General features: G+C 43.5%; 27 protein-coding genes, 1 pseudogene and 1 other annotated feature. Of the genes and pseudogenes, 21 read left to right on the top strand and 7 right to left on the bottom strand.

All coding sequences use genetic code 11. The features are described 5' to 3' along the window. The first annotated feature begins 66 nt into the window (after positions 1–66). Positions 67–1,127 (top strand): annotated as a pseudogene (locus tag NIT79A3_RS17890) (IS5 family transposase). Between the two features lie 282 nt (positions 1,128–1,409). Here the strand turns inward: NIT79A3_RS17890 and NIT79A3_RS09100 are convergent. Beyond that, on the bottom strand, positions 1,410–1,844 hold the full coding sequence (locus tag NIT79A3_RS09100) for a hypothetical protein (protein WP_013965913.1): 435 nt from the start codon (positions 1,842–1,844) through the stop codon (positions 1,410–1,412). A gap of 386 nt (positions 1,845–2,230) precedes the next feature. Here NIT79A3_RS09100 and NIT79A3_RS09095 point away from each other — a divergent pair, with 386 nt between their 5' ends. From NIT79A3_RS09095 to NIT79A3_RS09060, 6 genes are all read left to right on the top strand, one after another. Continuing rightward, positions 2,231–3,598, top strand: coding sequence for a hypothetical protein (locus NIT79A3_RS09095; protein WP_013965912.1), 1,368 nt, complete (start codon positions 2,231–2,233; stop codon positions 3,596–3,598). A gap of 27 nt (positions 3,599–3,625) precedes the next feature. Continuing rightward, positions 3,626–4,537, top strand: a complete 912-nt coding sequence (locus NIT79A3_RS09090; RefSeq protein WP_013965911.1) for a class I SAM-dependent methyltransferase — start codon at positions 3,626–3,628, stop codon at positions 4,535–4,537. A gap of 35 nt (positions 4,538–4,572) precedes the next feature. Beyond that, complete coding sequence (locus NIT79A3_RS09085) at positions 4,573–5,064, top strand: hypothetical protein (RefSeq protein ID WP_013965910.1); 492 nt, start codon at positions 4,573–4,575, stop codon at positions 5,062–5,064. Positions 5,065–5,201: 137 nt separating this feature from the next. After that, positions 5,202–7,880 (top strand): glycosyltransferase family 39 protein, encoded by a 2,679-nt coding sequence (locus NIT79A3_RS09080; RefSeq protein ID WP_013965909.1) that lies wholly within the window; start codon positions 5,202–5,204, stop codon positions 7,878–7,880. 527 nt (positions 7,881–8,407) lie between these two features. Next, positions 8,408–9,636 (top strand): IS3 family transposase gene (locus tag NIT79A3_RS09065; protein ID WP_156797054.1). Its coding sequence is split into 2 segments (ribosomal slippage): positions 8,408–8,696 and positions 8,696–9,636, totalling 1,230 coding nucleotides; the frame shifts between segments, so codons are not numbered across the junction. Further along, positions 8,686–8,802: a sequence feature (AL1L pseudoknot), on the top strand. (Overlaps the previous gene by 117 nt.) Positions 9,637–9,662: 26 nt before the next feature. Beyond that, a complete protein-coding gene (locus tag NIT79A3_RS09060; protein WP_013965906.1) occupies positions 9,663–9,983 on the top strand; it encodes a hypothetical protein in 321 nt (106 codons plus the stop codon). 75 nt (positions 9,984–10,058) lie between these two features. Here the strand turns inward: NIT79A3_RS09060 and NIT79A3_RS19125 are convergent, their stop codons facing one another. Further along, positions 10,059–10,205: a hypothetical protein gene (locus tag NIT79A3_RS19125; RefSeq protein WP_013965905.1), complete on the bottom strand. Its 147-nt coding sequence runs from the start codon at positions 10,203–10,205 to the stop codon at positions 10,059–10,061. Positions 10,206–10,944: 739 nt separating this feature from the next. On the opposite strand from NIT79A3_RS19125, the gene NIT79A3_RS09055 reads away from it, so the two are divergent. From NIT79A3_RS09055 to NIT79A3_RS09010, 10 genes are all read left to right on the top strand, one after another. Beyond that, on the top strand, positions 10,945–11,238 hold the full coding sequence (locus tag NIT79A3_RS09055) for a hypothetical protein (protein WP_013965904.1): 294 nt from the start codon (positions 10,945–10,947) through the stop codon (positions 11,236–11,238). Positions 11,239–11,943: 705 nt separating this feature from the next. Then, positions 11,944–13,155 (top strand): integrase arm-type DNA-binding domain-containing protein, encoded by a 1,212-nt coding sequence (locus NIT79A3_RS09050; protein WP_013965903.1) that lies wholly within the window; start codon positions 11,944–11,946, stop codon positions 13,153–13,155. A 99-nt stretch (positions 13,156–13,254) separates the two neighbouring features. Beyond that, positions 13,255–13,797: a hypothetical protein gene (locus tag NIT79A3_RS09045; protein WP_013965902.1), complete on the top strand. Its 543-nt coding sequence runs from the start codon at positions 13,255–13,257 to the stop codon at positions 13,795–13,797. Positions 13,798–13,965: 168 nt separating this feature from the next. Continuing rightward, the gene (locus NIT79A3_RS09040) at positions 13,966–14,199 is read left to right on the top strand and encodes a hypothetical protein (RefSeq protein WP_013965901.1); all 234 of its coding nucleotides are present in this window, start codon (positions 13,966–13,968) and stop codon (positions 14,197–14,199) included. A gap of 2 nt (positions 14,200–14,201) precedes the next feature. Then, the gene (locus tag NIT79A3_RS09035; protein WP_013965900.1) at positions 14,202–14,615 is read left to right on the top strand and encodes a hypothetical protein; all 414 of its coding nucleotides are present in this window, start codon (positions 14,202–14,204) and stop codon (positions 14,613–14,615) included. Continuing rightward, on the top strand, positions 14,612–16,228 hold the full coding sequence (locus NIT79A3_RS09030; RefSeq protein ID WP_013965899.1) for a YfjI family protein: 1,617 nt from the start codon (positions 14,612–14,614) through the stop codon (positions 16,226–16,228). The genes NIT79A3_RS09035 and NIT79A3_RS09030 overlap by 4 nt, the downstream gene beginning before the upstream one ends. Then, positions 16,225–16,596, top strand: a complete 372-nt coding sequence (locus NIT79A3_RS19120) for a hypothetical protein (RefSeq protein ID WP_013965898.1) — start codon at positions 16,225–16,227, stop codon at positions 16,594–16,596. The genes NIT79A3_RS09030 and NIT79A3_RS19120 overlap by 4 nt, the downstream gene beginning before the upstream one ends. Before the next feature lie 7 nt (positions 16,597–16,603). Continuing rightward, positions 16,604–16,876 (top strand): hypothetical protein, encoded by a 273-nt coding sequence (locus NIT79A3_RS18745; RefSeq protein ID WP_013965897.1) that lies wholly within the window; start codon positions 16,604–16,606, stop codon positions 16,874–16,876. Beyond that, a complete protein-coding gene (locus NIT79A3_RS09015; RefSeq protein ID WP_348225591.1) occupies positions 16,863–17,039 on the top strand; it encodes a hypothetical protein in 177 nt (58 codons plus the stop codon). The genes NIT79A3_RS18745 and NIT79A3_RS09015 overlap by 14 nt, the downstream gene beginning before the upstream one ends. Before the next feature lie 271 nt (positions 17,040–17,310). After that, complete coding sequence (locus NIT79A3_RS09010; RefSeq protein ID WP_156797052.1) at positions 17,311–18,462, top strand: hypothetical protein; 1,152 nt, start codon at positions 17,311–17,313, stop codon at positions 18,460–18,462. Between the two features lie 350 nt (positions 18,463–18,812). Here the strand turns inward: NIT79A3_RS09010 and NIT79A3_RS09005 are convergent, their stop codons facing one another. The 4 genes from NIT79A3_RS09005 to NIT79A3_RS08990 form a co-directional block, all read right to left on the bottom strand. Continuing rightward, positions 18,813–19,793 (bottom strand): serine/threonine protein kinase, encoded by a 981-nt coding sequence (locus NIT79A3_RS09005; RefSeq protein WP_013965894.1) that lies wholly within the window; start codon positions 19,791–19,793, stop codon positions 18,813–18,815. Positions 19,794–19,795: 2 nt separating this feature from the next. Beyond that, positions 19,796–20,389, bottom strand: a complete 594-nt coding sequence (locus NIT79A3_RS09000) for a DUF1415 domain-containing protein (RefSeq protein ID WP_013965893.1) — start codon at positions 20,387–20,389, stop codon at positions 19,796–19,798. 192 nt (positions 20,390–20,581) lie between these two features. Then, a complete protein-coding gene (arfB, locus tag NIT79A3_RS08995; RefSeq protein WP_013965892.1) occupies positions 20,582–20,998 on the bottom strand; it encodes an alternative ribosome rescue aminoacyl-tRNA hydrolase ArfB in 417 nt (138 codons plus the stop codon). Positions 20,999–21,117: 119 nt separating this feature from the next. Beyond that, entirely contained in the window at positions 21,118–21,768 is a 651-nt protein-coding gene (locus NIT79A3_RS08990) for a nitroreductase family protein (protein WP_013965891.1), read from the bottom strand. A 161-nt stretch (positions 21,769–21,929) separates the two neighbouring features. Between NIT79A3_RS08990 and NIT79A3_RS08985 the strand changes: the two genes are divergently transcribed. The 4 genes from NIT79A3_RS08985 (at position 21,930) to NIT79A3_RS08970 (ending at position 25,860) form a co-directional block, all read left to right on the top strand. Continuing rightward, positions 21,930–22,424 carry a YbhB/YbcL family Raf kinase inhibitor-like protein gene (locus NIT79A3_RS08985; RefSeq protein WP_013965890.1) on the top strand — a complete coding sequence of 165 codons (495 nt, stop codon included), beginning with the start codon at positions 21,930–21,932 and terminating at the stop codon, positions 22,422–22,424. 473 nt (positions 22,425–22,897) lie between these two features. Next, the gene (locus NIT79A3_RS08980; protein ID WP_013965889.1) at positions 22,898–23,320 is read left to right on the top strand and encodes a hypothetical protein; all 423 of its coding nucleotides are present in this window, start codon (positions 22,898–22,900) and stop codon (positions 23,318–23,320) included. A 420-nt stretch (positions 23,321–23,740) separates the two neighbouring features. Further along, positions 23,741–24,361: a PEP-CTERM sorting domain-containing protein gene (locus NIT79A3_RS08975; protein ID WP_013965888.1), complete on the top strand. Its 621-nt coding sequence runs from the start codon at positions 23,741–23,743 to the stop codon at positions 24,359–24,361. 194 nt (positions 24,362–24,555) lie between these two features. Continuing rightward, on the top strand, positions 24,556–25,860 hold the full coding sequence (locus NIT79A3_RS08970) for an IS5 family transposase (protein ID WP_013965887.1): 1,305 nt from the start codon (positions 24,556–24,558) through the stop codon (positions 25,858–25,860). An 88-nt stretch (positions 25,861–25,948) separates the two neighbouring features. Here the strand turns inward: NIT79A3_RS08970 and NIT79A3_RS08965 are convergent, their stop codons facing one another. Further along, a complete protein-coding gene (locus tag NIT79A3_RS08965; RefSeq protein WP_013965886.1) occupies positions 25,949–26,281 on the bottom strand; it encodes a helix-turn-helix domain-containing protein in 333 nt (110 codons plus the stop codon). Positions 26,282–26,284: the final 3 nt, after the last annotated feature.

Genomic DNA, 26,284 nt, shown 5'->3' with positions numbered 1-26,284 from the left:
GTTATGATAACGCATTGTTTTATATGTACAATATGAGAATTATGTTTTCCGATATGAGACCTCACCATGCAACTAGGTTTTTTTGATCTTGACAATCGATATGATCAGCTAAGCAAGCTAAAAGATCCGCTGGTAGAACTGAATCGCGTAATTGACTGGAATCTATTCGCTGATCTTCTCGCAGAGACAACGACGAAGCTCAGGAAAAGTGCAGCGAGGCGCAAGCCCTTTGATCGAGTGATGCTATTTAAGATGCTGGTATTGCAAAGAATGAATAATCTGTCGGATGATCGGCTGGAGTATCAAGTCCGGGATCGATTGAGTTTCATGCGGTTTTTGAGACTTGATATGACAGGGGTAGTGCCCGACGCAAAGACCATGTGGGCGTTTCGGGAAGAGTTGAAGGAGAACCATCTGATGGAGCGTCTGTTTGCAAGATTTGATGAATGTTTACGAGAGCTGGATGTAGAACTGAAGTCAGGTCAGATCATTGATGCGACCTTTGTGACCGTGCCCAAACAACGCAATAGGCGTGAAGAAAATGAGATGATCAAGGAGGGTGCTGTACCGATTGAATGGGGAAAGAATCCCCACAAACTGGCGCAAAAAGACATTGAGGCGCGTTGGACGAAGAAGAACAACGAGTCGTTTTACGGTTACAAAGATCACGCCAATGTGGATCAAGACACCAAGCTTATCACTACATGGGAAGTTACTTCAGCGGAAGTTCATGACAGTCAGGTTTTGGAAGAAGTGCTGCAATCTCCTGAAGAGGGAGGAGCAGATGTTTACGCGGACTCAGCTTATCGTAGCAATGCGCAGGAAGAAAGTCTGATCGCTTCAAGACACACGAGTCACATTCACGAAAAAGGTACTCGCAATCACCCCCTCACGGAAGCGCAAAAATCCAGTAACAAAGAGAAATCACGGTGCGTGCGCGGGTCGAGCATGTGTTTGGTTCGATGACGAATGAACTGGGCGGGATCACCATTCGCACCATAGGTCGTGCGAGAGCAAAGGTACAAATAGGCTTACTCAATCTCGTCTATAACATCAAGCGTGTGGCGATGCTGATTCGCAAAGGGCACTTCAGTTTCGACAGGGTCATTGCGCCCGAAATGGCCTAAAAGGAGCAAAAACGAGAGGATAACAATCCGATGTCACCTTAAATTTAGGAAAAAATCTAATTGTTGGACAGAAAAACTCCGAAAATCGAGTGAAATAGCTCTCCGGGTTGGATTGATTCGCTTTTTTAGTTATTTTTAGAGGTGCCCTAAAACAGCAGTATATGGAAAAACCACGCATTTCAGATGCTTCCGTAAAATTTAATGAAGTGTTTAACTATGTGGAAGCTTTTTTCACTGATGAGAATAGGAGAAAAACCTGCACTTAGAAGGATTGATATTCAATTAAGCGTCATGCACATTACTCTTGGTGTCATTTTTGATAGTTTCCGCCAAGATTTCAGTTTCTTTCAGCACGAAATCAAAATACGTATCGAGGCGTTCTCGCATATCATCTGATAATCCTATTAATTTGGAGCGCGGATCTTTTTTACTCTTTTTTTGAGTAATCAAACCTCGTTTGATTGCAGAATTAAGATATTTTGTAGCTGTTGGCATTGTTTTGCCAGTCATATAACTAATTGCATCTGTTTTTTTTACTGCTGCTTTAGTTCTCCATAATTTCGAAAATAAATCCCAATAAGCTGTATCCCAAAAAGTCTTATCTTCTGGAGGCGTGTTAAAGACCTTTAACCATTCGGCCCCAATCTTCTCTGTCATTTTTAGATAATCCAGCCTATTTTGGCGATTATAAGTTGATAAATTCAAATCCTTTGACATTGAATTACATCCTAATTTAGTTATTTCTCACTTATATTAAATAGTGGATATAGTATCAGATACATTTTTCAATGTAAGTTCTTATGAGCCTTTTAGGTGATTATATTTATTATGATTTGTAGAAAACATACAAATAATTTACATAAAAAAGATTCGAAATAATTAATTATAGTTTATTGCAAGAATAATATTAAATAATTGCATTTACTTTATATTAAATATTATATATATTATTTTACTAAATATCTGCCACATATTGAGATCTCGGGCAAGGAGCTTTTGTCTGGAAAAAGGATTGCGTTAGTATAAAGTCGACGATCTCAGTGTTTGGCGTTCTATAAGAATTAACTTAGCAATGCTTATACGATCAACGTTCGGAGAGAGATATGTTTGAATCCAGAATCACAGTCCACTCTTTAGTTTTGTCACTGATAATAATTTTTCTTGGCGTGGATGTTTATGCCATGCCTAGCTTTGCACGTCAAACAGGTATGGCGTGTAGTTCCTGCCACGTTCAATCATTTGGACCCGGCCTGACACCTGTCGGCAGGAATTTCAAATTGAATGGTTATGCAACGAAAACTAATAACCCAGACCCTAATCTGAAATGGGTTCCACCCATCAGCGGCATGGTCCGCGGGTCGTTTACCCATACACAGAAAGATCAGCAGGATGGAGCAGCCGATCGCTATGGTCGTAATGATAACGCAACCCTTGATGAGGCTTCAGTTTTCTATGCAGGACGCATTACCTCCAATATGGGTGCTTTTGTCCAGGGAACCTACAGTGGCGTAGATGCTAAATGGGCACTGGATAACGCAGATATACGTGTAGCAGATCATACTAACTTAGCTGGCAATAGTTTAGTTTATGGTGTATCAACCAATAATTCACCTTCCGTTTCAGATCTTTGGAACACCACACCGGTTTGGGGTTTTCCTTGGGCATCATCGGAGTTGACCCCAACGCCAGCTGCTGGAAACCTGATTGATTCATTGGGTACTCAGGTTGTTGGGGCAACTGCGTATGCCATGTGGAAAAATCTGTTATATGTGGAAGCAGGTGGTTACACCATGCTGTCTAAGAATGCGCAAAAGGGGATAAACGTATTTGATGCTGAACAAAATAAAATTAATGGCGGAGCACCTTACTGGCGATTAGCACTTCAGCATGATTGGGATGGGCATTATGGAGCAATTGGTACTTACGGCATGCAAGCTAATGTTAATCCACAAAGATTACAAGGCGCTGGTACTGATAGTTATAATGATTATGGATTTGATGTCACCTACCAATATCTGAAGGATATGACACATATCTTTGAGCTAAATGCGACCTACTTGCGGGAGCAGCGCGATATGCATGCCAGTGTTGCATTGGGGCTTGCAGAAAAGAAGTACAGTAGCCTTGATACTGCCCGTATTAGAGCGGGATATACGTTTCAGCAAGCTTATGGTCTTAGTCTGTTTTATTCACAAGCAACGGGCACAAAAGACAATATCATATTCAGTTCAGGAGATCCTATCAGTGGCAGTCAGACGGGAAAGCCTAATAGTCAATCCTTTACTGCTGAAGTGAGCTATACACCTTTTGGAAAATCTGCTTCTACCTTATCCACACTAACTAACTTGCGGCTTGCAGTGCAATATGTTCATAACTTCCGGTTTAATGGAGGTGTTCATAATTATGATCGTTTCGGTCGGAATGCTGTGGGCAACGATACTTTATATTTGAATGGGTGGTTAGCGTTCTAGGAGTATTCACACAACAAAAGGATTTTTATGGACGCTGATTTCTCAAACGATAATCGATTGGTTGAAAGTAACAGTAGAATAGTTAAGAAACTAACATTAAAGCGAGCTGTATTCGAGTGCTTCAATAAGGGAAGTGGATGGAAGTTAACTGCATTAGTAGTCGACATTAAATTCCTTCTCTGGAAGATTCAACATCCGGGCGCCAGCTTCTCAGATTATTATGCAGGCTCAATCGCCGGTGGATTGAAGCAAGGGCGATCGCACAAGACGCTTGGTAACAAGAAATTTTTATCTGGATCACTAGCATCAGACCCTGATCAGTTTAGCCAGGCGGAAAATCAGATTCGCGGTACAAACTACTTTGAAATGGCTAAGAAGTATGGACTGCAGCCAGATCACATTTGCATAGACTACGGATGCGGAAGCCTACGGGTTGGGCAACATCTGATCAACTATCTCCAGCCGGGAAAATATTTGGGGCTTGATATTGTTAGCGACTTCTACGAGGCAGGTAAGACATTACTTGCAGACAGGGTTTTAGAAACGAAAACACCTCAATTTCAGATTATCAATCCAATAGTAATCGAAGCGGCAAGTATACAGTATCCGCATTTTATCTTTAGTTTCGCAGTCTTGAAGCACGTGCCACCAACAGAGCTTAATACATACTTCCGTAACATTATTGGCATGATGGCACCTTATTCGCAGGCGATAATAACTTTTAACCAGGCTGAACGTTCGACTCGAACAGGTGCAAAGATCTGGGATTATTGTCAAGATGAGATCATTACCAGTGTATGTGAACAAGGATTGGATCTTTATTGCACTATTAACCCTGTGTATACCGAGTCCGAAGGAGAATCGTTGCCGCGAATATCCGTATTACTGATCAGGAAGAAGGAATACTCTACATCTAGCATCTATATAGCAGAGATTTAATATCAGTTAATTGTTCTGCATTCCATGGAGCCAATATGAATAATGAAATCTTTCTTAAACTTTTACGCAGTCATTTTGACGAAAGAAACGCACAAATGATTGAGAAGTTTTCTCTAGAGAAACATCGTGTTAAATCTAGCTATGTAATGGATTTATCATCAAATATTATGTTGCTGCATGCTGTAGTAAAAATGGAATTAATGGAAAGCAGCGACATTATTGTTGAAACAGCGTTTGATGTTGTGAAATCGGAATACCTAATATCAAATTACGCTCAAATAAGAAAAGCATGTTCATCTGCATATATGGAGAGAGCATCAGAAATTGAAGAAATATTTCTGCAAAATGTGGCTTATCTGGAGAAAAAATCACAGAATACGGAAAGGATGAATCCTTATACGCCCCTTGCCGACTTTGAGTTTCTTCAACTTGTAGAAATAAATGAAAAAGTTTCTGTAGCTTATCAGGAGCATATTATTCAGCATAGCCGTAATTTAACTCCCTGTAAAAAAGAAAAAATTTGCTGAACAGACTATTTTGTTGAATATACATTTAATTGTGTAAATCAACTTTGGCTAACGATGAACCAAAACTATCTCTGAGGCAATCAGGCTATTTTGTCCAACTAGTGCTGACGGGATACACTTAAACTGCCTCTGATTTAATGAAAAATATCCTCGAAAACATGCGTTCATTGCCTGCCCGATTGATGCAAGCACCAGGCGTACCACAATTCTCCATAGTGGTTCCTACACTGAATGAAGCAGATAACATTGACCCCTTATTAACGCGTTTGTCTGCTTTGGAACTGACTCCAGGAAGTTTTGAAGTTATTTTTGTTGATGATGCGTCGCAAGATGGAACAGCCGACAAGGTGTGTGCGTGGGAAGGGCGTGCAAATTTGCAGCTGCTTGAGCGTCGTGGAAAGCCGGATCTGACGGGTTCGATACTGGCTGGCGTTGCGCTTGCCCGGAGTGATGTTATTGTCGTGATGGATGCAGATCTCAGTCATCCGCCGGAGCGGTTGGCTGCACTGGTGGCACCAGTACTGAATGGCAGCCATGATGTGGCGGTTGGTAGTCGTTATGTTCCCGGCGGCAGCACTGAGGGTTGGCCAATGCATCGTCAATGGTTGTCGCGCGCAGGTAACTGGCTTGCTCACCCTCTTTGCGATGTGAACGACGCAACCTCGGGTTTTTTTGCTTTTCGTCGGGAATTGGCTACGACCATTGCGGAGCGTGCGCGTGGATACAAGATTCTGCTCGAGTTGCTCGTAGCCGGGCAAGGCAAACTCAGAGTTATCGAAGTACCGATCTGTTTTCGCGATCGTACGCATGGCACATCTAAGTTGTCTTTTCAACATCAATGGACTTATTTGCAACGTTTGATGGTGCTTTCCGGTGGTACCGTATCGATCGGTACAGCCAGCCGATTTGCGGCAGTTGGATTGTTTGGCGCCGTGATCGACATAGCGCTGTTCCAATTACTCATAAGCCAAGGGGCAGGTCTTGCGCAGGCGCATATCATGAGCTTTCTTGTGGCCGCTAGTGTAAATTATTCCCTTAATTCAAAGTGGTCGTTTCGTCCGCATCATCCAGGTTATTTGCGCTGGCTTCATTTTGGCCGTTCCCTGGTAGTCGGATTGTTTGCTTTGCTGATGCGCGGGGGGATTCTGGCGTTGATGGTTTATGACTGGCAGGTACCCACGATACTGGCTATTTTTCCGGCTATCGCCGTCACGGCCATTATTAATTATCTCGGCTCCGCTTTCTATGTATTTCCTATTAGGAGCTCTCCACCATCGGCGGATGTACGCTGGCGCGTGGCTTCGCTTGGAATCGTAGCGCTGGCTGTGATACTTCGCCTCGTTTATCTTAATCAGGCCGAGCTTTTGCCGCATGAGGCTTACTACTGGAACTATGCGCAGCACATGGATCTGAGTTTTCTGGATCATCCGCCCATGGTTGCTTGGCTGATCTGGCTGGGTACCGCCATCTTCGGGGACAATGAATTCGGCGTCAGGATCGGCGCATTTATCTGTGGCCTGATTACTATGGGCTATTCATACGCATTAGCGCGCAATCTTTACGACAAGACAACCGGTATGCGCACGGCGTTGTTGTTGGCCATATTGCCGCTCGGCTTTACCTCCGGCATTCTGATGACACCGGACGCACCTTTGCTGGCCGCATGGGCCGCTACGCTTTACTATATGGAACGAGTGTTGCTGGCGGATCGCAAATGGGCCTGGTTGGGGATGGGTATAGCCTTTGGCTTGGGTATTCTTTCAAAGTATACAATGGGACTATTGGGTCCAGCTGCGCTGTTATTTATGATCCTGGATCCAACTTCACGCCGCTGGCTGCTGCGTTTCCAACCATACCTTGCGGCCATGCTTGCCCTGCTAATTTTTTCCCCTGTGATCATCTGGAATATAGAACACCAATGGATTTCTTTTTTGTTCCAAAGCGCACGCAGAATAGATGGCAGCTATGAGTTTTCTGTGCATGTACTAATCATGCAAATTTTAATTTTGCTCACACCCACTGGATTTCTAGCGGTATCGCTGGCACTGATACGTTGCGTGCCCATTATGGCGTTAAAAACTGGAGGAAATGTATTAACTAATCGTAATCAACTTTTTATACTTATATTCACTGTCGTACCACTGTCTGTTTTTGTGATATACAGCATCTTCCATACCATGGATTCTCACTTATTTTGGAACGGCCCTGTATGGCTTGCAGTGCTGCCAACTGTTGCATGGATGATGGGCCAAACTGGACAGGTCAGCGCTTCCGTGAGTCGTCTACAAAATACTTGGAAGCCCACTATCACAGTGACTCTGCTGCTTTATGCGACAGTATTCCACTATACGGTGCTTGGATTGCCATGGATGCCCTATCCCAGTTTTGTAATAGACAATTATTTCTGGCGCGAAGCTTCTAATGAAATCGAAAAGATTGAAGCTGAGTTGCGGATGAGTACCGGCAAGGAGCCTATTGTTGTAGGTATGAATAAATTCTCCGCAGCCAGCGAACTATCTTTTTATGATAACGATGGAGGCGCTAAGGAAGTCCGGTCGCGTAACATGTTCGGTGGCGGGGCTGTCATGTATGCCTTATGGTATCCCTTACAGCAACCAACTTCGCAACCGATCATTCTGGTGGGAACCAAACCACAAGAACTGGAACATGATTCAAAAGGAAGACCTCTTGAAAATTGGCTTCATGAGCTAAGTCCGATCTATTTCCACACTATATTCCGCGGAAATATCCCTGTACGGCATCTATACTACAGGGTTGCACAAGGCTATACAGGGAATAAGGGAAATCTCGAGTAAGGTTGTTAAGAAATCGTTTGGAAATTCTGAATCAGCGGCATCAAGCGGTGACACCTGTTAATCTTTTTTCATCTGGCTCTTAGCATTAAAACATATACGTTTTGCGCCCAAAAAGGGACTATTTCCACCAGAGAGAGGGTGTGGTGTTCGAGAGCATGGCATTCGAGCAGCCGCTTACCCGCGAGCTCATCTATCCAATGACGGACCCAACGCTCGTTGCGCTCCGCCGACTGCCATCGGAGTCGCTTGATGTGAAGAGGCTTACGTGGGAGCCGAGCACTTCCATGCTTTGGGCGGCCGATTACGAGGCATATCTTCCTATCGTTCGCGCCCTGCTCTTGAATGAAGAAGAGAGTCATCCGGATGAACGGGAGAGAGCATTGTGTTTCAATTGGAACGAAATACTGCCCCATCTCTGCAGACTGCATGCTACAGTCCGCGCACATCAAGGGAAAGTGGACCCTTATGTGACAACACTGAATCGCCCCGGGTTTTGAGGAGGCTCCAAATCTTGAGAGAATGGAGCGATGAACAAAACAAACAAATATTCCCCCGAAGTAAAAGAACGAGCAGCCCGCCTGGTGCAAGAGCATCGCAGTGAGTACCCTTCGCTGTGGGCGACGATAGAATCGATTGCGCCCAAGATCGGCTGCGCGCCGCCGACATTGCATGATTGGGTAAAGAAGCACGAGATCGACACAGGCCTACGAGATGGCATCACCAGTGAAGAGCGCGAACGCATCAAAGCACTGGAGCGTGAGGTCAAGGAATTACGTCGCGCCAATGAAATTCTGAAACTGGCCAGTGCTTTTTTCGCCCAGGCGGAGCTCGACCGCAAACTCAAATCCTGAGGTCGTTCATCGACCGGTATCGTGACACCCACGGGGTCGAGCCGATCTGCAAGGTATTGCAGGTCGCCCCGTCAGGGTATCGGCGTCACGCGGCCGAGCGGCGCAATCCGGCATTGCGTTGCACTCGTGCCCAGCGCGATGAGGTTTTGATGCCAGAAATTCAGCGTGTGTGGCAGGCCAACCTGCAGGTGTATGGTGCCGACAAGGTATGGCGGCAACTTAAGCGCGAAGGAATGCAGGTAGCTCGCTGCACTGTTGAACGGCTCATGAAACGGTTGGGGCTGGAAGGTGTGCGGCGCGGCAAGGTTGTGCGAACCACGGTTCCGGACAAGGCGCTGCCGTGCCCGCTGGATCGCGTAAACCGGCAATTCAAGGCGGATCGCCCAAACCAGTTATGGGTGTCGGATTTCACCTATGTTTCCACCTGGCAGGGCTGGCTATATGTCGCGTTCGTCATCGACGTGTTTGCCCGGTGCATCGTGGGTTGGCGGGTCAGTTCCAGCATGCACACGGACTTCGTACTGGATGCGCTGGAGCAGGCTTTATACGCCCGGCAACCGGAGCTGGGTGCCTTGATTCACCACAGCGACCGGGGTTCCCAGTATGTCTCTATCCGTTATACGGAGCGGCTTGCCGAGGCTGGAATAGAACCGTCGGTTGGCAGTAAAGGAGATAGCTACGATAACGCACTAGCCGAAACGATCAACGGGCTTTACAAAGCTGAATTGATTCACAAGCAGGGGCCATGGAAAAACAGGGAATCCGTTGAATTGGCGACGTTGAACTGGGTGTTCTGGTTCAATCACCAGCGTTTGCTTGGACCCATCGGCTATATACCGCCGGCGGAAGCTGAGGCACAATACTACCGGCAGTTAGCCAATTTGGATTCTGCCAAAGTTACTTAAACCAAACAGCCTCCAGAGAACCCGGGGTGATTCAAATAGATTCAAAAGCAATGAGCTTAATCGCGATCTACTTGGTACAAGGTGATGTTACACAAGCGAAAGAACTTATTGCTAGCAATACTGAGTTAGATGAAAAGCAAGTTGATGAGCTGATAAATTCGGTAAAAGATAAGGCCGAAAAATTAGGTAATGAAATTGAGAAAAAAGCGAATGAAGTAAAACAATATGCCAGTGGAATTCTTTGGTTAATATTTATAAGTTATATCATAGCGCTTATAGCAATTATTTTTGGTGCAAAATGTAGTGTAAGAGAATTAAGTTTGCCTATCGTACAACATACTAAATAATTTATTCTTAATAATGAATCTCCGCTGTCTTTATGGCAACGGAGATTTTTACGTTAGCTTGGAATAAGAAAGTGCTTATATGTATTCCTGAGAACCAGACACTTTTAATCCGTCAGAAATTAATTCAAGTGTCTCCAGATAGCTAACTTTTGATGCACGAAGCGTCTTATTGATTCCGTTTTCAAACGTACCGTTGAGCGCATCGTTATAACCGATGCTCATAAATCTCCTGAGCGCCCATGATGTAATAATGCCAACCGCATCAAAGTAGGGCTCTTTCTTTTTATTCAGAAGAAAAATAATGTTTTGCCATGTTCCAACTCTGTTATCCAGAAAGTTAATTATACTTAGGATACGGTGGTGTACTTGATTTTTGAATATAGGACAGATCCAGATTGGCAAAAAACATCACCAACTCTTTTTTCGATGCAGTTGGTTACGGCGTAATGTCAAAACGATGTCTAAAGTTGAAATCTTCATGTTGAAGGTTCCGGCCATTTTTAGTGGCCTTTACTGCGCACTACTTTGTGCACTACGACGGCTTTTAGGGTAGGGGGCATCTATTCCCTTCTTTTGTCTCCTGGCGTGTAATTTATTTAAGCAAGTTTTCAAAGATAACATCCAATTTACGAAGGTGATGTGGTCTAAGGTATGCTACAAGGCGGATTCATTCTACCGGTATTTTTACTTATTTAACAACGAGTTGAACTGAAATCTTGTTAACTCTATCTTTTATGATAAATAAAAATAAATAATCTATAAATATCAATCTGTTAAAATTATATTGTGGTTGTAATATGGTAATTCCCCCTCGAAAATTAGAGTTAGAATAGATTTGCCTTGGGTATGCTACCGCACAGATGAAAATCCTGAATTAAAATATCCTTATCAAGGAAGTTATTCCTGCGTCATAAAGAATGGAAGCTTCCAATAAAGAGTACAATCAACTGGAGATTTAAAAATGTTTAAACTTAAGAAATTTTCGACATCAATAACCGCTATTTTATTAATTATTTTTACCGGTGTGGCTTGCTCTTCAAGCGACCCAGCAGAAAAGGAAGCAGATCGCTTAGAAGATAGAGCCGATCAAATACGAAAAGAAGATAAAGATAATAAAAAAGCTATAGAAAAAGCCGGTGAATCAATAGCTGATAAAAAGGAAGATGACGCTGATCGATTAAGAAAAGCTGCTGAAGATAAGGCCGATAGAATAGAAGATGATGCCGATAGAGTTAGAAAAAACACTAAAAATTAGTTGAAAAATTTGTTATCGAATCTAAAATCTGACAAGATCATGAAAGCATCCGGAACTTAAATTATAACTCCTTGAAAAATAATATTTTCTGAGTCGTTTAATGCTGGAGCGACTCCAAGGAGTAGTATGGCTCAGCGGACGGAATGGCTTTTGATAGTAGGGCAAGAAATCTGCCTAATCACGCCCGAAGATTGAGGAAAATCACTGACTCGTAATTACATGTAAGTAAAAAGTATCAACAAACCTTACGTTGAAACTATTAAAGAAGAATCGCAATAATGCTGAGAATCCCCATCCGAGATTTATTTCTCCTACAAATCGCTTTAATAGCTTACTCTTATTGATGGATTCGAATCCTTACTTAGCTATTTTTTTCATACGATGAGCTATAGATTAAGGAATTCTTAAAGGAAAGACGGAAGGTAAGACTTATTTGATTTATTTATTATATAATTATTATTAATCAATAACTTAAATATTATTATCGCCAGACTCTCTCTCCGCCACAGATGTTCCTAGCAACACCAAGAAACACCAACAAGACCCGCATAAATGATAAGTTTAGCGGGTTTTTTGTTAACCGTAGCCAATCATGTGAAATGTGAGTAACAAGATAAATTTGTGAGTAAGTTAGTGAGTAACTATAATACTCATGAAAATGTTACTCATATATTTTTGCAAGCTACTGGCAGAGGGTGTTTTCACATGAAGCTGACAGATCCGGAAATTAAAGCAGCAAAACCTAAAGAGAAGCCTTACTCACTTCCTGATGGTCATGGGCTTGTTTTACTGGTTCAGCCTTCGGGTGCTAAATGGTGGCGATATCGGTATCGTTTCAATGGCACGGCTAAAATGCTTTCTATGGGTGTTTACCCTGATGTGACATTAAAAGAAGCACGTAACCAGCAAGCGCGCTTCAAAGAATTACTGGCACAGAGCATTGATCCTTCGCTGCACCGCCAAGAACAAAAACAGCAGCAAGCCATAGCGACAGAAAATAGCTTTGAATCAATAGCGCGTCTTTGGTGGAATCAATGGAGCGCAGCACGCAATCAACGCCACGCAGATTATGTTATTCGTAGACTGGAAGCTGATATTTTTCCTGTTATCGGTAGAAAGCCTGTCACTGAGTTATCAGCACCTATGCTTCTAATGGCTATCAAGAAGATTGAAGCCAGGGGTGCACTAGATATTGCCAAGCGGGCATTAACCACTTGCAATCAGATCATGCGTTATGCCGTGGCACATGGACTGGCAGAACGCAATCCAGCAGCAGATATAAAGCCTTCTGATGTACTTAAACCCACCACGAAAACCAACTATGCAAGGCTGGATCAAAAAGAATTACCCGAACTACTCCGCAAGATCGATGCTTACGATGGGCAACCACTCACAAAGCTGGCTTTGCAACTGATGGCTTTAACGTTTGTCCGTACCAGTGAATTAATCGGTGCCAAGTGGGATGAAATAGAACTGGATAATAAGCAGTGGCGTATACCGGCTGAGTGCATGAAGATGAAAACCCCGCATATCGTGCCCTTATCAAACCAAGCTATCGCGGTATTGGGGAAAATCAAAGAGCTGGCAGCCGATCAAATCTTACTGTTTCCCAGTGAACGTAGGGACGGTAATTCAATGAGCAATAACACCATTCTTTACGCACTCTACCGGCTTGGGTATCACTCACGCATGACAGGTCACGGCTTCAGGGGCATAGCTTCAACGATTCTTCATGAGCGCGGTTATAGTCATGAGCATATTGAATTACAATTGGCACATGCGAAACGTGATCAAGTATCAGCGAGTTATAACCACGCTCTATATCTGGAACCACGCGCAAGAATGATGCAGGATTGGGCTGATTATCTGGAAGCAATAAGGGCAGGGGCAGCGATATTGCCGTTTAGGGCTGCATAAAAAGTTTAAAGCCACGCCTGCGACGGGACGAAAACAGGGCAATCCTTACCCTGCTGGCGTGGCTCCTGAATTAAGGTAAACCGCCAGAGGAAACGTGAAATGACTGAACATGAAAAGCCTGCATATCAAAAATACATTGATCTATTGAAGAGTAAAGATCCGTCAATCGATCACACTGGTGGGGTCGTGTTACGCTTGATGAGGGAAGAGGTAGAGCCGCAGATTAAGCGCATGACTAAGCCGCAGTTAATTGAAGCATTTGCAGAAGCAATATACGCAATTTATCACCATGAGCGATGGGAAAGCGTGCTTGATAGTACTATTGAGCATTACAAAGATGGGTCTTTGACTTGGGAGATGACAGCAGAGCTTCTTAAAAAAGAACTTGAAGTAGCACCCGGAAAAATTAAAAGCGAATCAGCCAAACATGCCGCTGATATACGACATGGAAAGACTAAAAACGAGCGGGAGGAGAAGAAACTAAAGATTGTAAAAATATGGGGCAGCGGCAAATTTTCTACTCGTGATCTATGCGCTGAGGAAGAATATTCCGCATTAGGATTTAGTTCGCGGGGAGAAGCGTGTAAAGCACTAAGGAATACACCAGATCCATCACCTTGGCCAGCCAAAAAGAAATCCTGATGCATACTGCTAGCATAGATACCTGCATTTCTAAAGTAGATTCAAATAGATATAGTACCTGCCACTATCCACCTCCTGCGCGCATAGGCTGCCCACTGCGCGCATAGGGTATTCCAACGTTTTATTTTATGTGAATAATAGGCATCTTCTATAAGGAGGATGCCTACCGTGACAACTAAACAGCAACAATTACCCACCCCAGAAACATTACCCGCTACCGGCAAAAGTCGATTCTCACAATTCAAGAAATTCCTTCCGATAAGCAAAGAGAAGTTCAGACAGTTATCTAAAGAAGGTAAAGCTCCGCAGCCTGAAAGAATGGGCATACGGTGTACTTTTTATTGCAACAAGGAATTGCATCGTTTTCTTGCAGACCCGATCAACTATCGGGCTGAGGTGTAGGAATGCAGGCGACCATAAAAAAGCCGCCCCTGGGACGGACGGCTTTAGAAAATGCACACCCTAATCATACTCGAAAATACCCGCCATTCGGTAAAAAGCTTGATGAATTACGGCGTAAGGGTTTAATTCCTGCAATGCGCGTTATTGTGACCACGGACTGGAAACTTGGTGCGGCATTTCCACGGATTGTTATCACTCAAGACCAACCGGTAACCAGCCTTCGTTTTGAATATTTAGCCGGTCTTCATGTTCAGATTGTTTACTACGATCATGACGCATCAATCCTGCCCGATTTGACGGCTGAAATCCAATCAATAAACCCGGCAACATTGGCAGTCTTTAACATGAGTGCAGTTAAGCGCGGCGAACCGGCGTACACGATGATTTACTCACGATCGGAAATGGAGGCCGCATGATCGACCCCTACGAAACGATACCAGCAACACCAGAAGCACAGAAAGCTTTTCATGATGTTGTTATTGCCGAAGCTATCGACCGTGCAAAAGAAAGACATTTCGATAATGAAATGTCAGATAGAACTGATGCAGTTCATAAAAACAAAACCGCACCAAGTCCGCTGCCTTCAATGCCTGCTGTCATGCCGTTTGACTTTGATTATCTACCCAAGGGTGCGCGTGATTATGTCAAAGATATTGCACAGCGTATGCAGTGCCCGGCTGATTATTTGGGTGTAACAGTCTACATCATGCTGGCTGCTGTAATCGGTCGCAAAGTAGGCGTGCGCCCGCTCAAATATGATGATTGGACGGTTATCCCTAACTTATGGGGCGCAAGCATTGGCAATTCCGGTACTCTCAAAAGCCCAGCACAAGCGGCCGTATTAGCGCCCATCAAGAAATTGGCCGCTGATGCTTATGATAGGTATAAAACCGAATGCGCTGAGTACGAAACGAAAGCTTTGCTTTGCCAGCTTAAACAATCGGCCAATAAATCCGCAGCAAAGAAACAACTTCAAGAAAATTGCGAAGCTGATGTATCGGGATTACTGAAACCTGATGTTATTGACGATGCACCGATTTTAAAGCGATACATTACAAACAATAGTACCTATGAGGCGTTAGGTGATTTATTAATACAAAATCCTAACGGGTTATTAATCGAATCAGATGAGCTCATTGGGTTACTTAAACAGCTCGATAGCAATGGGCAGGAACCAGCCAGAGCATTCTATTTGACGGGCGCTGATGGCGATAAGGGATATACCTTTGATCGGATTGGACGTGGTCAAGCATTGCATGTGCCAGCACTCTGTATATCAATCATTGGCGGCATACAGCCAGGCGTGTTAAGTCAATATGTGCGTGATGCAGTAGGCGGCGGCGCGGGTGCAGATGGTTTATTGCAAAGATTCGGCTTAATGGTTTACCCCGATATCTCTAAAAACTGGAAGGAAGTGGATCGTTATCCGGATTCTAGCGTTAAAGAAGCCATGCACCAGTTAGTTAGCAAACTGGATGCTTTAAACCCTTTCGAGATTGGTGCTCAATCAGATGAATATTGCAAAGTTCCATTTCTGCATTTTGACGATAAGGCACAGGCATTGTTCTCTGAATGGCGCGGGAGTATTGAAAGGCGGCTGCGTTCAGGTGAAGAGCATGAATCTTTTGTATCACACCTATCGAAATATAGAAAACTCATACCTTCTCTAGCACTAATCAATCACTTGTGCGAACAAGGCTATAGCGCAATTGATGAAAAATCATTACTCCGCGCTATCGCCTATGCTGAGTATTTAGAGAGTCATGCACGCCGGGTGTATAGCTTTGCCACAAGGCCGGATATCGATGCAGCAAAAACCCTTCTTAAAAGATTATTTGCAAACAAACCGGATAAGCCATTCACAGCACGAGAGATACGCCGAAAAGGCTGGGCAGGATTGGAAACACCCAGCAAGGCACAAGCGGCGATTGATTTGTTAGTTGACTATGGACACTTGATCGAAGTTGAAATATCAGAAACAGGCGGAAGGCCAAAGTGTGTTTATGTCATGAATGAGGTGACCAAATGAGCTATCTGGCAAAACTGAAACAAATCGAAAGCATTGAAAATTTTGAGAATGTCCCAGGTATGGAACTGCCAAAACCGCCGAAACCACCTTTTGGCAGTTTTGGCAGCACGAATACCGAGGATATTGAAAAAAATATTATCGATGATTCAGAGCTGAAACGCGAATCACGGCGGCTGAAAGTATTGGCTATGCTGGCAGAGAAACCAGATTCACAGCGTGCAATCATTACCGATCTGGACAGCGGTCCGGATGACGTGATTCTGACAATCGCTATCCGGGATCAGTACACATTCGAGATGCAGATACCCAAGGATAAGTATGATGCATTCACGTTACTGGAAATGATTAATAAAGGGTTGATCCAATAGGGCAGAAATGAGTAAAAATGGTAACGATGACGATCAACAACCTATTGAAGGAGAAGTAATTCCTTTTACCCCTACCCCCAGGAAACAGGTAAGGTTATCGAGCATAAAAGATTGTCGCCGTGAGTTAGCCAAAGTGTACGCTGATGCAAGGCACGGTTCCATTGATCCACAAAATGCCACTCGATTGACTTATATCTTGGTAGCAATATCAAACATGATTAAAGATCATGAGCTTGAAGAACGCATTAAAAAATTGGAGGAGCAAAGTGAAAAATCTTGAAACACGGATAGCCAAGCTTGAAACAAAGCATTCAGACCCGGTAATTAAAGCTTTCCACGAACTGGCGTGCAAGTTGGCCAGAGAACAAGAATTACCAGAACCGAGTAAGCCAAAAGATTTGTCCATAGCGCTTGTGCAGTTGGCTGATTATTTGCCTGACTAAACAATGACTAAGTTTCTTGAAGCCCGATCGCAACCTTATCACAAAGGGTTTTGAGACCAATACGCGCGCGTAAACAATGACTAAATCCCTTGCAACCCGATTGCAACAGCATGGTTTTAAATTGCCAACCAATGCGCGTATTATTGAATTTGTTGTTATATGATTGATGGTCGCAGGATATGCGGCGGGATGAAAAGCTGGCCAGATGCTTTCTAAGATGCCTAAACATCCGAGTGGCGTATAATGAACTTTAGTAAAAATGGGGTAAATGATGGAACTTCTAGTTTTTATTTTGGTTTTTTTTGGCGCTTATGTAATTTTCTTAATTATTACAGACAATTTTAAAAACCCATTTAAACAAGCAAGCAATGTCGAGCAGGTCCCCATCACCAAGCCTCTGAATTTCTCAAATAAAGACAAACAAGTAATAATTCAGTGTGCGCAAAGAATGGTTGACATTATCAATGAGTCACTCCAAATCTCTAATAACTCAAAGAATCCAAGTACAAAAATCTCCCGTTTGAGAGTAGCCAGCGACAATCTCCACCAGTTAAAACAATATGCAAACGAGTACCCTTTCATAACTCTTACCGCTACTTCAAAAGTAGAAAAATCGATATCTGATTTGAATCAGGAATTTTTGACCGCCGGTTATTTTAATTTGGATGCTAAGGAGATCCACAGGGCCAGAGATTTACTCAAAGAAGCCACCCAACTAAAGAAAGAAAAAAGATATGACGAGGCTTGTGAGAAGCTGAAAGAGGCGTATTCGGCAAACGGATCCGAAGAATTAATGATTCAAGATTATTTAAGATTGCCTATGTACCTGCAGTTAGCAGGTAAGAGCGATGAGGGCTGGAAAGCTTTGGATGAAATACGTATACAAAATAAAGACAATTTCAATGAGTCGACGATAGCGAAACAAATAAAGATTTTCTTTAGAAAAGAGAAAAAATATGAACTAGCAGTACTTTTCTCAGCCTGGGAAATCTGTGAAATTATCGAATCTCAAGAGGATATGCTTAAAAGCTGTATAAATATGGCGGATACGTCAGTTGAAAGCGACAAATATTTTAGTGAATTAGGCATATCCCCGTTTAATTCCAATAAAGGACTGCAATATGGCGTTACACCTAAAGGTAATCCAATTCACGATCATGGATATCACATATTTTCTCAAAACCTAACAAAAACCAAATCGCTTGAATCTATAAAAGAAGCAATATTAAAGGATCTAGTAAAAACGGACTTCATTGATAAAGAAAATGAAATAGCTAAAGATCTTCAGAAATATATCCTCTCCAAAAAGGAATACCACTTGAATGAAGTAATGATAGTTATGAAAAAATATATTACTGGGGATTTATCAATAACTGAAGATGCTCTTTTGTTAAGCGAAGGAAAGGCTATCAGCAGCGTTTAAAGTTCTGGAACTGAGCAGGGTTTCACCTGATGCTATTGGATCAAGCAATCCCGATACATTGAGAAAGTATGATTTCTTGAATAAGACTTTTTATTGTGCAAGAAGCACAAGCTATGCAACAGAAACAAAAATTAACCCGCTCATGTATCGGGTTTTAATTGCCTGTTGTTCCTCTGTATGGACTCCAGAAAACTCCGGAAAAGCGGAGGTACATTTCAAAATGTGAGTAACTTTTACTTCACAAAAAACCAGATGCTCATGGATAGTTGATTTCAGACGATGATATGAATCCCTCTCTCATGAGCATTTCGAATCGATTGGAGAAACTTGAAACCTTAGCAAAATATCAATCAAACCAGTCCTAGCGGCGGCTCGTCCATCAGCGCGATCTGTTCGCGTAATTCCAGTAAGCGCTCTTGCCAATAGAGCTGCGTATTAAACCACGGGAAAGCTTGTTTGAAGGCTGGGTCGTCCCATCGTTGTGCCAGCCAGGCAGAATAATGAATCAGGCGCAAGGTGCGTAGGGCTTCGATCAGATGCACTTCATTTGAATCAAAATCGTAAAAGTCTTCATACCCCGATAGCACGTCATTTAACTGCCGCACCATATCTGTACGCTCACCCGACAACAACATCCACAAATCCTGCACAGAAGGGCCCATGCGGCTATCGTCAAAATCTACGAAGTGCGGGCCGCTATCCGTCCACAGCACATTGCCCGCATGACAATCGCCATGCAGACGCAATGCGTTTATATGGTTGCCGGCACGTTCAAAGCAAAGACGCACGCCAGCCAGTGCTTGCTCTGCTACGCTACGATAGGCAGTTTTAAGATCAGCCGGGATAAAATTATTTGTCAGTAAAAAATCAAGCGGCTCTACACCGAAGCTCGCTATATCCAGTGTGGGGCGATGCTGGAACGGCTTAAGTGCGCCAATGGCGTGGATACGACCCAAAAAACGCCCTATCCATTCCAGTGTGTTCCGGTCTTCAAATTCTGGCGCACGTCCGCCGTGTTTGGGAAAAACGGCAAAGCGGAATCCTTCGAAAGTGTGCAGTGTTTTTCCACCCAACACCAATGCAGGTACCACAGGAATCTCGCGCTCGGCCAATTCCTGCACGAAAGCGTGTTCTTCAAGTATGGCTTCATTTGTCCAACGCCCTGACCGATAAAATTTTGCTACCAGCGGCAAGCCTTCTTCCATGCCAACCTGATAGACGCGGTTCTCATAGCTGTTCAGTGCTAACAATCGGCCATCACTGTGGCATCCCAGGCTATCCAGCGCGTTCATGACGCAATCGGGGGTAAGTAAAGAGAAAGCTAGCGTCACTGTTATAGCTCTTTGCGCATTGATTCATTCTCCAAAGGAGGGTTGATCTTAACCAGCCCCAAATCATTCCAACCTGCGTGACCCAAATCGCGCAATGTCGCAATGTTCTTATCGAATATTTTCCCAGCCTCTGGGAAAGCCAACACCGCCCGCATGACACTGGCTTCGCGCAGCAGATGCATCATAGGATACGGCGACCGGTTGGTATAGTTTTCGATATCATCCGGTTGCGTCCCGGCAAATTGGTACTGCGGGTGAAAACTGGCGACTTGCAACACATTTTCTAAACCCATGCCTTCCAGCGCCGAATCGACCACATCGAGAAAATCGTTGTAGTCGAGAAAATCAATGAGTACATAGGGATGAACCAGCAAGGTTGTGTCGATATTTTCTGCTGATGTTTCAGCCAATATTTCCAGTGCGTGCATCATGTCATTTAGCAAATCCTCATGTGTGGTTGCACTGCTCACCCTATAGCTTATCTGATTTTTCACGTGTACGGCCTTCGCGAACGGGCACAGATTGAGGCCGATGACGGCACGCTCCAACCACAGTTTGGTCGCAACTATTATTTTTTCGTTTGTTGCGATATCCATAGTAATTTTAAATACCTCACAAAATTAAGTCATGCGAATCGATGCGAGCTGACAATTTCGAATTCGTTTTAGTGAAAAATTAATTTATTAGCTTTGCCGGGGCCAATCCGGTTAAATAGCGGGTTCCGTGACTTGGCGAAAAAATAATTTATGCGGGCAGTATCCATGGGACCGCTGCAATTTAAAATATTATTACTCTTCTTCAACCTTGCCGCGCAACGATTTTCTGCGACTCTGAATCGCTTTGCCTTCCAAACGCTTTGTCTTAGAAGCTCTGGTTGGCTTAGTGGGTTCCCGCGGCTTCACCTGGATAGTGACACTCTTGATAATCTCCAATAAGCGATTGAGTGCATCTTCTTTGTTCTTAATCTGACTGCGATACCGCTGCGCCTTGATAATAACAACGCCTTCACTAGAGATTCGACTATCATTTGAATACAATAATCTTTCTTTGTATATTTCTGGTAGTGATGAAGCTTTTATATCGAAACGCAAATGAATCGCAGTCGATACTTTGTTTACATTTTGTCCACCGGAACCCTGTGAACGTATCGCCTGGATTTCGATCTCACCTAAGGGTATTGCCAGATTGTCTGATATTCTCAACATGATTAACTGCTCAGTTTCCGCTTTTTTTGATGATTATTACTTTTTTAGAGCGGAATTATCTAATCTGTCATCAGGCTTCTTTGTCATCTAACCAGCGATCAAAATTGCCAGCCCGGCTATTATGTCATTGTTCTTGTGTACCCGACTGTTTGTGATAGCAATACCTGTTGATCGTGCGTCAATCCAAGTGCATCGGCAATCGCAACGCGATCGATCCAGGCGCGAATTACTGTAGCTAAACCATTGCTGGCAGCGAATAAGTATACATTCTGGGTAATAGCACCCGCTGCGACAGCGGCATAGGATTCTCGTTGTCCTACCGGCACTAGATTCATTCTTGTGTAATCGGCCACATACACCAGATCCAGTGGTGCTTCATCGACAAAATCTTGATAACCCGTAATGCGCCTCAAGTCACTTGCCGCCACCAGATGCAATTCATTTACTGCAGCATCATAGCGGTATGCTCCCGAAGGTAACGCGAGGAACACATCAATTTCTTGAGCATTCAATGCAGAAGGCGCCGTGCGTCCGCCATCCGTGCGATTAATCCCATAAGCTGACCACAGAAGATTTGAAAGTAACTGCATAGACAGCGGATCAGGTGCAAAATCACGGGAAGAATGGCGTATGGCGAGTGCCTCCATCAATGGAAGGCCGCCATGTTTCTCAGGTGGCGGTAGTAAAATCGAAGTTGCCGCATCACCTTTTGCAGGTTTTGCTCGCAACCGTCCCATCATGCCCAGTACCAGCTTGGTAAAGGTATTCATAGTATCACCCCTACATTTTTTTATATGTTAGACATGAGGATACACGCATAAATAGTGAGACGGAAGTTATTGCCATAAAAAGAAAAAACTTTACGAAGCTCTTTTTTTTATGATAAAAGAATAGGGCGGTATTCGATCATTTTAAAGGAGAGAATAAAATCATGGCTGCTTTGATTCTGACCGTTCTGACTCTCACATCGCCATCTTTTTCTCATAATGACTCTATTCCATCTCATTATACTTGTGATGGAATAGATATTTCACCGGCACTTCACTGGACAGGTATTCCTGATGGCACCAAAAGCCTGGTGCTAATCGTTGATGATCCGGATGCCCCGGATCCATCTGCGCCTAAAATGACTTGGGTACACTGGGTACTGTATAACATCCCTCCCAGCGCTAACGGTTTGGCTGAAGGTATTTCAGAAAAAAATCTCCCGTCAGGCACTTTGCAAGGAATTAATGACTGGAAGCGCGCAGGCTACGGTGGTCCATGCCCGCCAATAGGCAGTCACCGTTATTATCATAAGCTGCACGCATTGGACACCGTACTGCCAGATCTGCAGCATCCAAACAAAGCTGCACTTGAAAAGGCTATGCAAGGCCATATCATTGGTCAGGGTGAATTAATTGGACGCTATCAACGCCATCTCTAATTAGCTATTCAACTGGTGTCTGCCGGACTCGAGCGATCATAACGAATTATGGGGAAGAAGTGAGGCCAGATTTTTGTGATTTCGAGACGTAAAGCTTCAGAACACACTATATTCCCTGCTAAATGATCGTATTGTGGAGGCTCACATACCTTCTAATCCTCTACGCGCATTTGCTATGGCTTGTCACCTGAGCGCCTGATAGTTCCTTAGGACAACTGTTTGCTTTTTGCCCAAATTGGTTAGGCTAAAAAACGATCATAAAAGAGAAGAAGGGGAGTTTGTGTAAAAATAAAAACGAGTGTTATTAAAATAGTTAAATATCATCAATTAATTACAAAGAACACTTAATTCTTTACCTTCAATTCTCTGTGATTCAAATTCCTTCCTGAATCCGGTTTAGCTTTATCCCGATTTTTCATTATTGCCAAACGGTTCTGATTGATTATTTACTTGAGGAAGCGCGATTTCATAATGTGAATAATAATATTATAGTACTATTTCTTTTAGGGCATTTATTGGCTATAGACAAGGGACATGCTGTGAGAATTACTATTCAACTATTGATTGTTTTTGGCTTATTGGGTTTTCTTACTTCATGCGCACAGACTAATCGTATTCCGAGAGATACGCCGGAAGCTATTCTTAAAGCTACAACTCGTTGCGATCATGAATCACTTGCGAAGCATTATGAAGATGTGGCCAGGGAAATGCAGTCAAAAATAAAAGAACAAAAGAAAATGCTTGAATCATATGGAACAGTAACTTTTAACTATGGAAAAGAGGGGTTAGCATTGCAATCCCAATGTAAAAGCTTAATTAATTTATACGAACAAGCTGTGAAGGCTAATCTGGATATGGCGAATTCTCATCGATCCATGGCGGCAGAGATTAAATAGTTTAGTTTCTGATAAAAATAACGCCTAAATGACTCAGTCGCTTCTTTTTATGCGTATCTGAATTACGTTACCATCCGGCGCAAAGGATATGCACCCGAAAGAGGGCATGCTGCCCGATCCCTAGCACCTAGCACGGGTTATCTTTACCCTTACTTCCCTTTATTGCTAAACGGTTTTCCAAAACGCACTGTTTAATATTGTTGAAATATAACGAAGAAAATTGAGAACTCCGTTTCATTTAGCGAGAAGTCGAATATAAAGTAGTTTATGAATTAGTATATTGAAGGACATCCTTACTACCGATTTCATGACATATCTCTCTATGAATTCGATATGCACCTCTATAGCATATGCAACTCCATTGTGTAACAGATAGTTGCATAATTTATTCGTAACAAAATTCAATTCTGGAGTTCAGTGATGAGAAATCCAATTCGATTGATAATACTCTTTTGGGCCTTACTATCAATATCGAATGCCAAGGCAGATGCAATTCCACATCCAAATTTCGGAACTGAGAATATAAATCTCTACACCTTCACTGCAACAGCTACGGGTAGCATTGGTGCTTATTTTTATGATGAATCAGCCGGATATACTAACACTTTGTCATTACTGGTGAATGGTGTAATAACCCCTGAATCTGCTGCCGGGGTTTTAAACAATCACACTTCAAGTATGGGAGATTTTGTTAACTTGAGCTCCGTACACGTAGGAGATGTGCTTACATTTCAATTGAATGTGCTTTCCACAGGAGAAACATTATATTCAGACAAATCACTTAATAATGATGGAATTAATCACGTCTATTCAACTTCATTTTCTGGTGATGTTGTTCATGGCATTCCAACTGGAACGTATGTAGGATTTGAAGATCTGCATGGCGGTGGAGATCTTGATTATAACGATGAAACGTTTGTATTTACGAATGTTGTTACAGCGGTTCCGGAGCCAGAAACCTATGCTATGTTGTTAGCTGGTTTAGGTTTAATTGGGTTTATCGCGGGGCGTAGAAAGGAAGCTGACCTTTATTCATACTGATATTTTATCCAGAACGGGAGCCTTTTGGCTCCCTTTTTTTGGCCTTGTGTTGCCCCATTCATTCCTTTAGCTAGTCAACCCTGAAATATCCACAAGCACTTGATACTATGCTTGAATGATCTGATTCTTAATGCTCATAACGACCGGAAATGTTAAAATATCCAAGTGTTTTCTGGTCGAAATGGTGATTAAAAATGCTAAGACATAGCAGTACGATTCATCAACCGAATTTGTTTGGAACAGATTTGTTGATGCAACTTGATCCCAATGATTTGTTGCTGAAGCTTGCATCAGCGATACCCTGGCAAGAATTTGAGGAATCATTTTTCATCCATTACACGACGGCGGCAGGTGCGCCGAGTAAGCCGATCCGGCTGATGGTTGGATTATTGATACTGAAGCAGTTAGAGAATCTGAGTGACGAATCGATAGTATTGCAGTGGAAGCGCAATCCTTATTACCAGGCTTTTTGCGGCATGAAAGAATTCCAGCAAAAGCTGCCTTGCCATAGTACGGAGCTGGTGCATTTTCGCAAGCGCCTAGGCGCGCAAGGTGTAGAGCGGATTTTCCGGATGAGTGTTGGTTTGCATGGGGAATCAGCGCTGGAAGATGTGGTTCATGTTGACACGACTGTGCATGAGAAGAACATCACGTACCCGACGGATAGCAAACTAGCGATCAAGATTATCAATCGCCTCAACAAGATTGGCCCCGCCCACGGCATTTCACAGCGGCGCACTTTCGTCAAAGAAGTGAAGTCACTGCGCCTGGATATTCGGCACTACCGGCACGTGAAGAAAAGAGCTAAGGCCAAACGCGCATTAAAGCGGCTCAGAACCATTGCAGGTGTATTGATACGGGAACTCAGGAGAGAATTACCGCAACACTGTCTGTTTGAATGCTATCAACGGGACTTTCTATTGTATGAGCGCGTATTACGGCAACAGCAAAACGATAAGAACAAGATCTACTCATTGCACGAACCGCAAGTGTACTGTGTCGCCAAGGGGAAAGATCACAAACAATATGAGTACGCTAGCCAAGCATCGATCGCCAGTACCGCAAAAGGTAATCTGATCGTCGGCGTAATCAGTCACGAACAGAATCTGCATGACAGCAATACGTTACCAGAGATCCTGCGTCATGTTGAGATTTCGCGCGGGAAAGCAGCCAAGCAAGCCGTATGCGATCGCGGCTACCGCGGCAAACGTGAAGTCAATGGAACCCAGATCATTTTGCCCGGAAAAGGACTCAAGAAAGATACCCGATACCAGAAAGACAAGAAGCGGAAACAGTGCAGGAGGCGTGCCGCGATTGAACCCATTATCGGCCACCTGAAATCGGATTATCGAATGGCGAGGAACTATCTGAAAGGCGCTATTGGCGATCGCATCAATCTGCTGATGGCTGCTGCCGCCTGGAATCTGAAACAATGGCTGCTGGCCATTTTTTGGCTCTTTTTCCCATGGCGAAAACTGCAAATTTATCGGATTCCTTGATGGAAATTTAAATTACCAGGGCATGCATTTTAGTAGGCGCCAGTTTTCTCGGGTAGCTTTTCCAGAACAACTGTCGTTTGATACTTTTTCAGGGACGATTAGCTACGCGTACCGCCATCCCTGCAATACCATGCGTGAAGTGCTTGACATTCCAACCTGAATAACGACTTTGATATTGTTCCGTTAACTGCATCACTTCATCAACGGGTGCACAACGAGGCGAGACCTGAGTCAGGCGCTTATCCATCAACGCATCCAGTCCGCCTTCGTCATATTTGCTTCTATAACGCCGAAATGTGCGATCACATACACCAAGCAGTAGAGCCGCTTCTGCATGCGTAAGGCACCCGCTTTTACAACCTTCATAGGCTTCTTCAATTCTCATCTTCCGTGTTTCCTGAAGAAATTCCGTTCGTTTCATCTC

It is taken from the genome of Nitrosomonas sp. Is79A3 (genome assembly GCF_000219585.1).
Classification (GTDB): domain Bacteria; phylum Pseudomonadota; class Gammaproteobacteria; order Burkholderiales; family Nitrosomonadaceae; genus Nitrosomonas.
Note: the sequence above shows the minus strand (reverse complement) of the source record. Positions and strands in the feature narration are given on the sequence as shown.

Coding starts and splice junctions, on each gene's coding strand:
- NIT79A3_RS09100 (WP_013965913.1), bottom strand. CDS start 1,844: ATGTCAAAGGATTTGAATTTATCAACTTATAATCGCCAAAATAGGCTG.
- NIT79A3_RS09095 (WP_013965912.1), top strand. CDS start 2,231: ATGTTTGAATCCAGAATCACAGTCCACTCTTTAGTTTTGTCACTGATA.
- NIT79A3_RS09090 (WP_013965911.1), top strand. CDS start 3,626: ATGGACGCTGATTTCTCAAACGATAATCGATTGGTTGAAAGTAACAGT.
- NIT79A3_RS09085 (WP_013965910.1), top strand. CDS start 4,573: ATGAATAATGAAATCTTTCTTAAACTTTTACGCAGTCATTTTGACGAA.
- NIT79A3_RS09080 (WP_013965909.1), top strand. CDS start 5,202: ATGAAAAATATCCTCGAAAACATGCGTTCATTGCCTGCCCGATTGATG.
- NIT79A3_RS19125 (WP_013965905.1), bottom strand. CDS start 10,205: ATGAGCATCGGTTATAACGATGCGCTCAACGGTACGTTTGAAAACGGA.
- NIT79A3_RS09055 (WP_013965904.1), top strand. CDS start 10,945: ATGTTTAAACTTAAGAAATTTTCGACATCAATAACCGCTATTTTATTA.
- NIT79A3_RS09050 (WP_013965903.1), top strand. CDS start 11,944: ATGAAGCTGACAGATCCGGAAATTAAAGCAGCAAAACCTAAAGAGAAG.
- NIT79A3_RS09045 (WP_013965902.1), top strand. CDS start 13,255: ATGACTGAACATGAAAAGCCTGCATATCAAAAATACATTGATCTATTG.
- NIT79A3_RS09035 (WP_013965900.1), top strand. CDS start 14,202: ATGCAGGCGACCATAAAAAAGCCGCCCCTGGGACGGACGGCTTTAGAA.
- NIT79A3_RS09030 (WP_013965899.1), top strand. CDS start 14,612: ATGATCGACCCCTACGAAACGATACCAGCAACACCAGAAGCACAGAAA.
- NIT79A3_RS19120 (WP_013965898.1), top strand. CDS start 16,225: ATGAGCTATCTGGCAAAACTGAAACAAATCGAAAGCATTGAAAATTTT.
- NIT79A3_RS18745 (WP_013965897.1), top strand. CDS start 16,604: ATGAGTAAAAATGGTAACGATGACGATCAACAACCTATTGAAGGAGAA.
- NIT79A3_RS09010 (WP_156797052.1), top strand. CDS start 17,311: ATGGAACTTCTAGTTTTTATTTTGGTTTTTTTTGGCGCTTATGTAATT.
- NIT79A3_RS09000 (WP_013965893.1), bottom strand. CDS start 20,389: ATGGATATCGCAACAAACGAAAAAATAATAGTTGCGACCAAACTGTGG.
- arfB (WP_013965892.1), bottom strand. CDS start 20,998: ATGTTGAGAATATCAGACAATCTGGCAATACCCTTAGGTGAGATCGAA.
- NIT79A3_RS08990 (WP_013965891.1), bottom strand. CDS start 21,768: ATGAATACCTTTACCAAGCTGGTACTGGGCATGATGGGACGGTTGCGA.
- NIT79A3_RS08985 (WP_013965890.1), top strand. CDS start 21,930: ATGGCTGCTTTGATTCTGACCGTTCTGACTCTCACATCGCCATCTTTT.
- NIT79A3_RS08975 (WP_013965888.1), top strand. CDS start 23,741: ATGAGAAATCCAATTCGATTGATAATACTCTTTTGGGCCTTACTATCA.
- NIT79A3_RS08970 (WP_013965887.1), top strand. CDS start 24,556: ATGCTAAGACATAGCAGTACGATTCATCAACCGAATTTGTTTGGAACA.
- NIT79A3_RS08965 (WP_013965886.1), bottom strand. CDS start 26,281: ATGAAACGAACGGAATTTCTTCAGGAAACACGGAAGATGAGAATTGAA.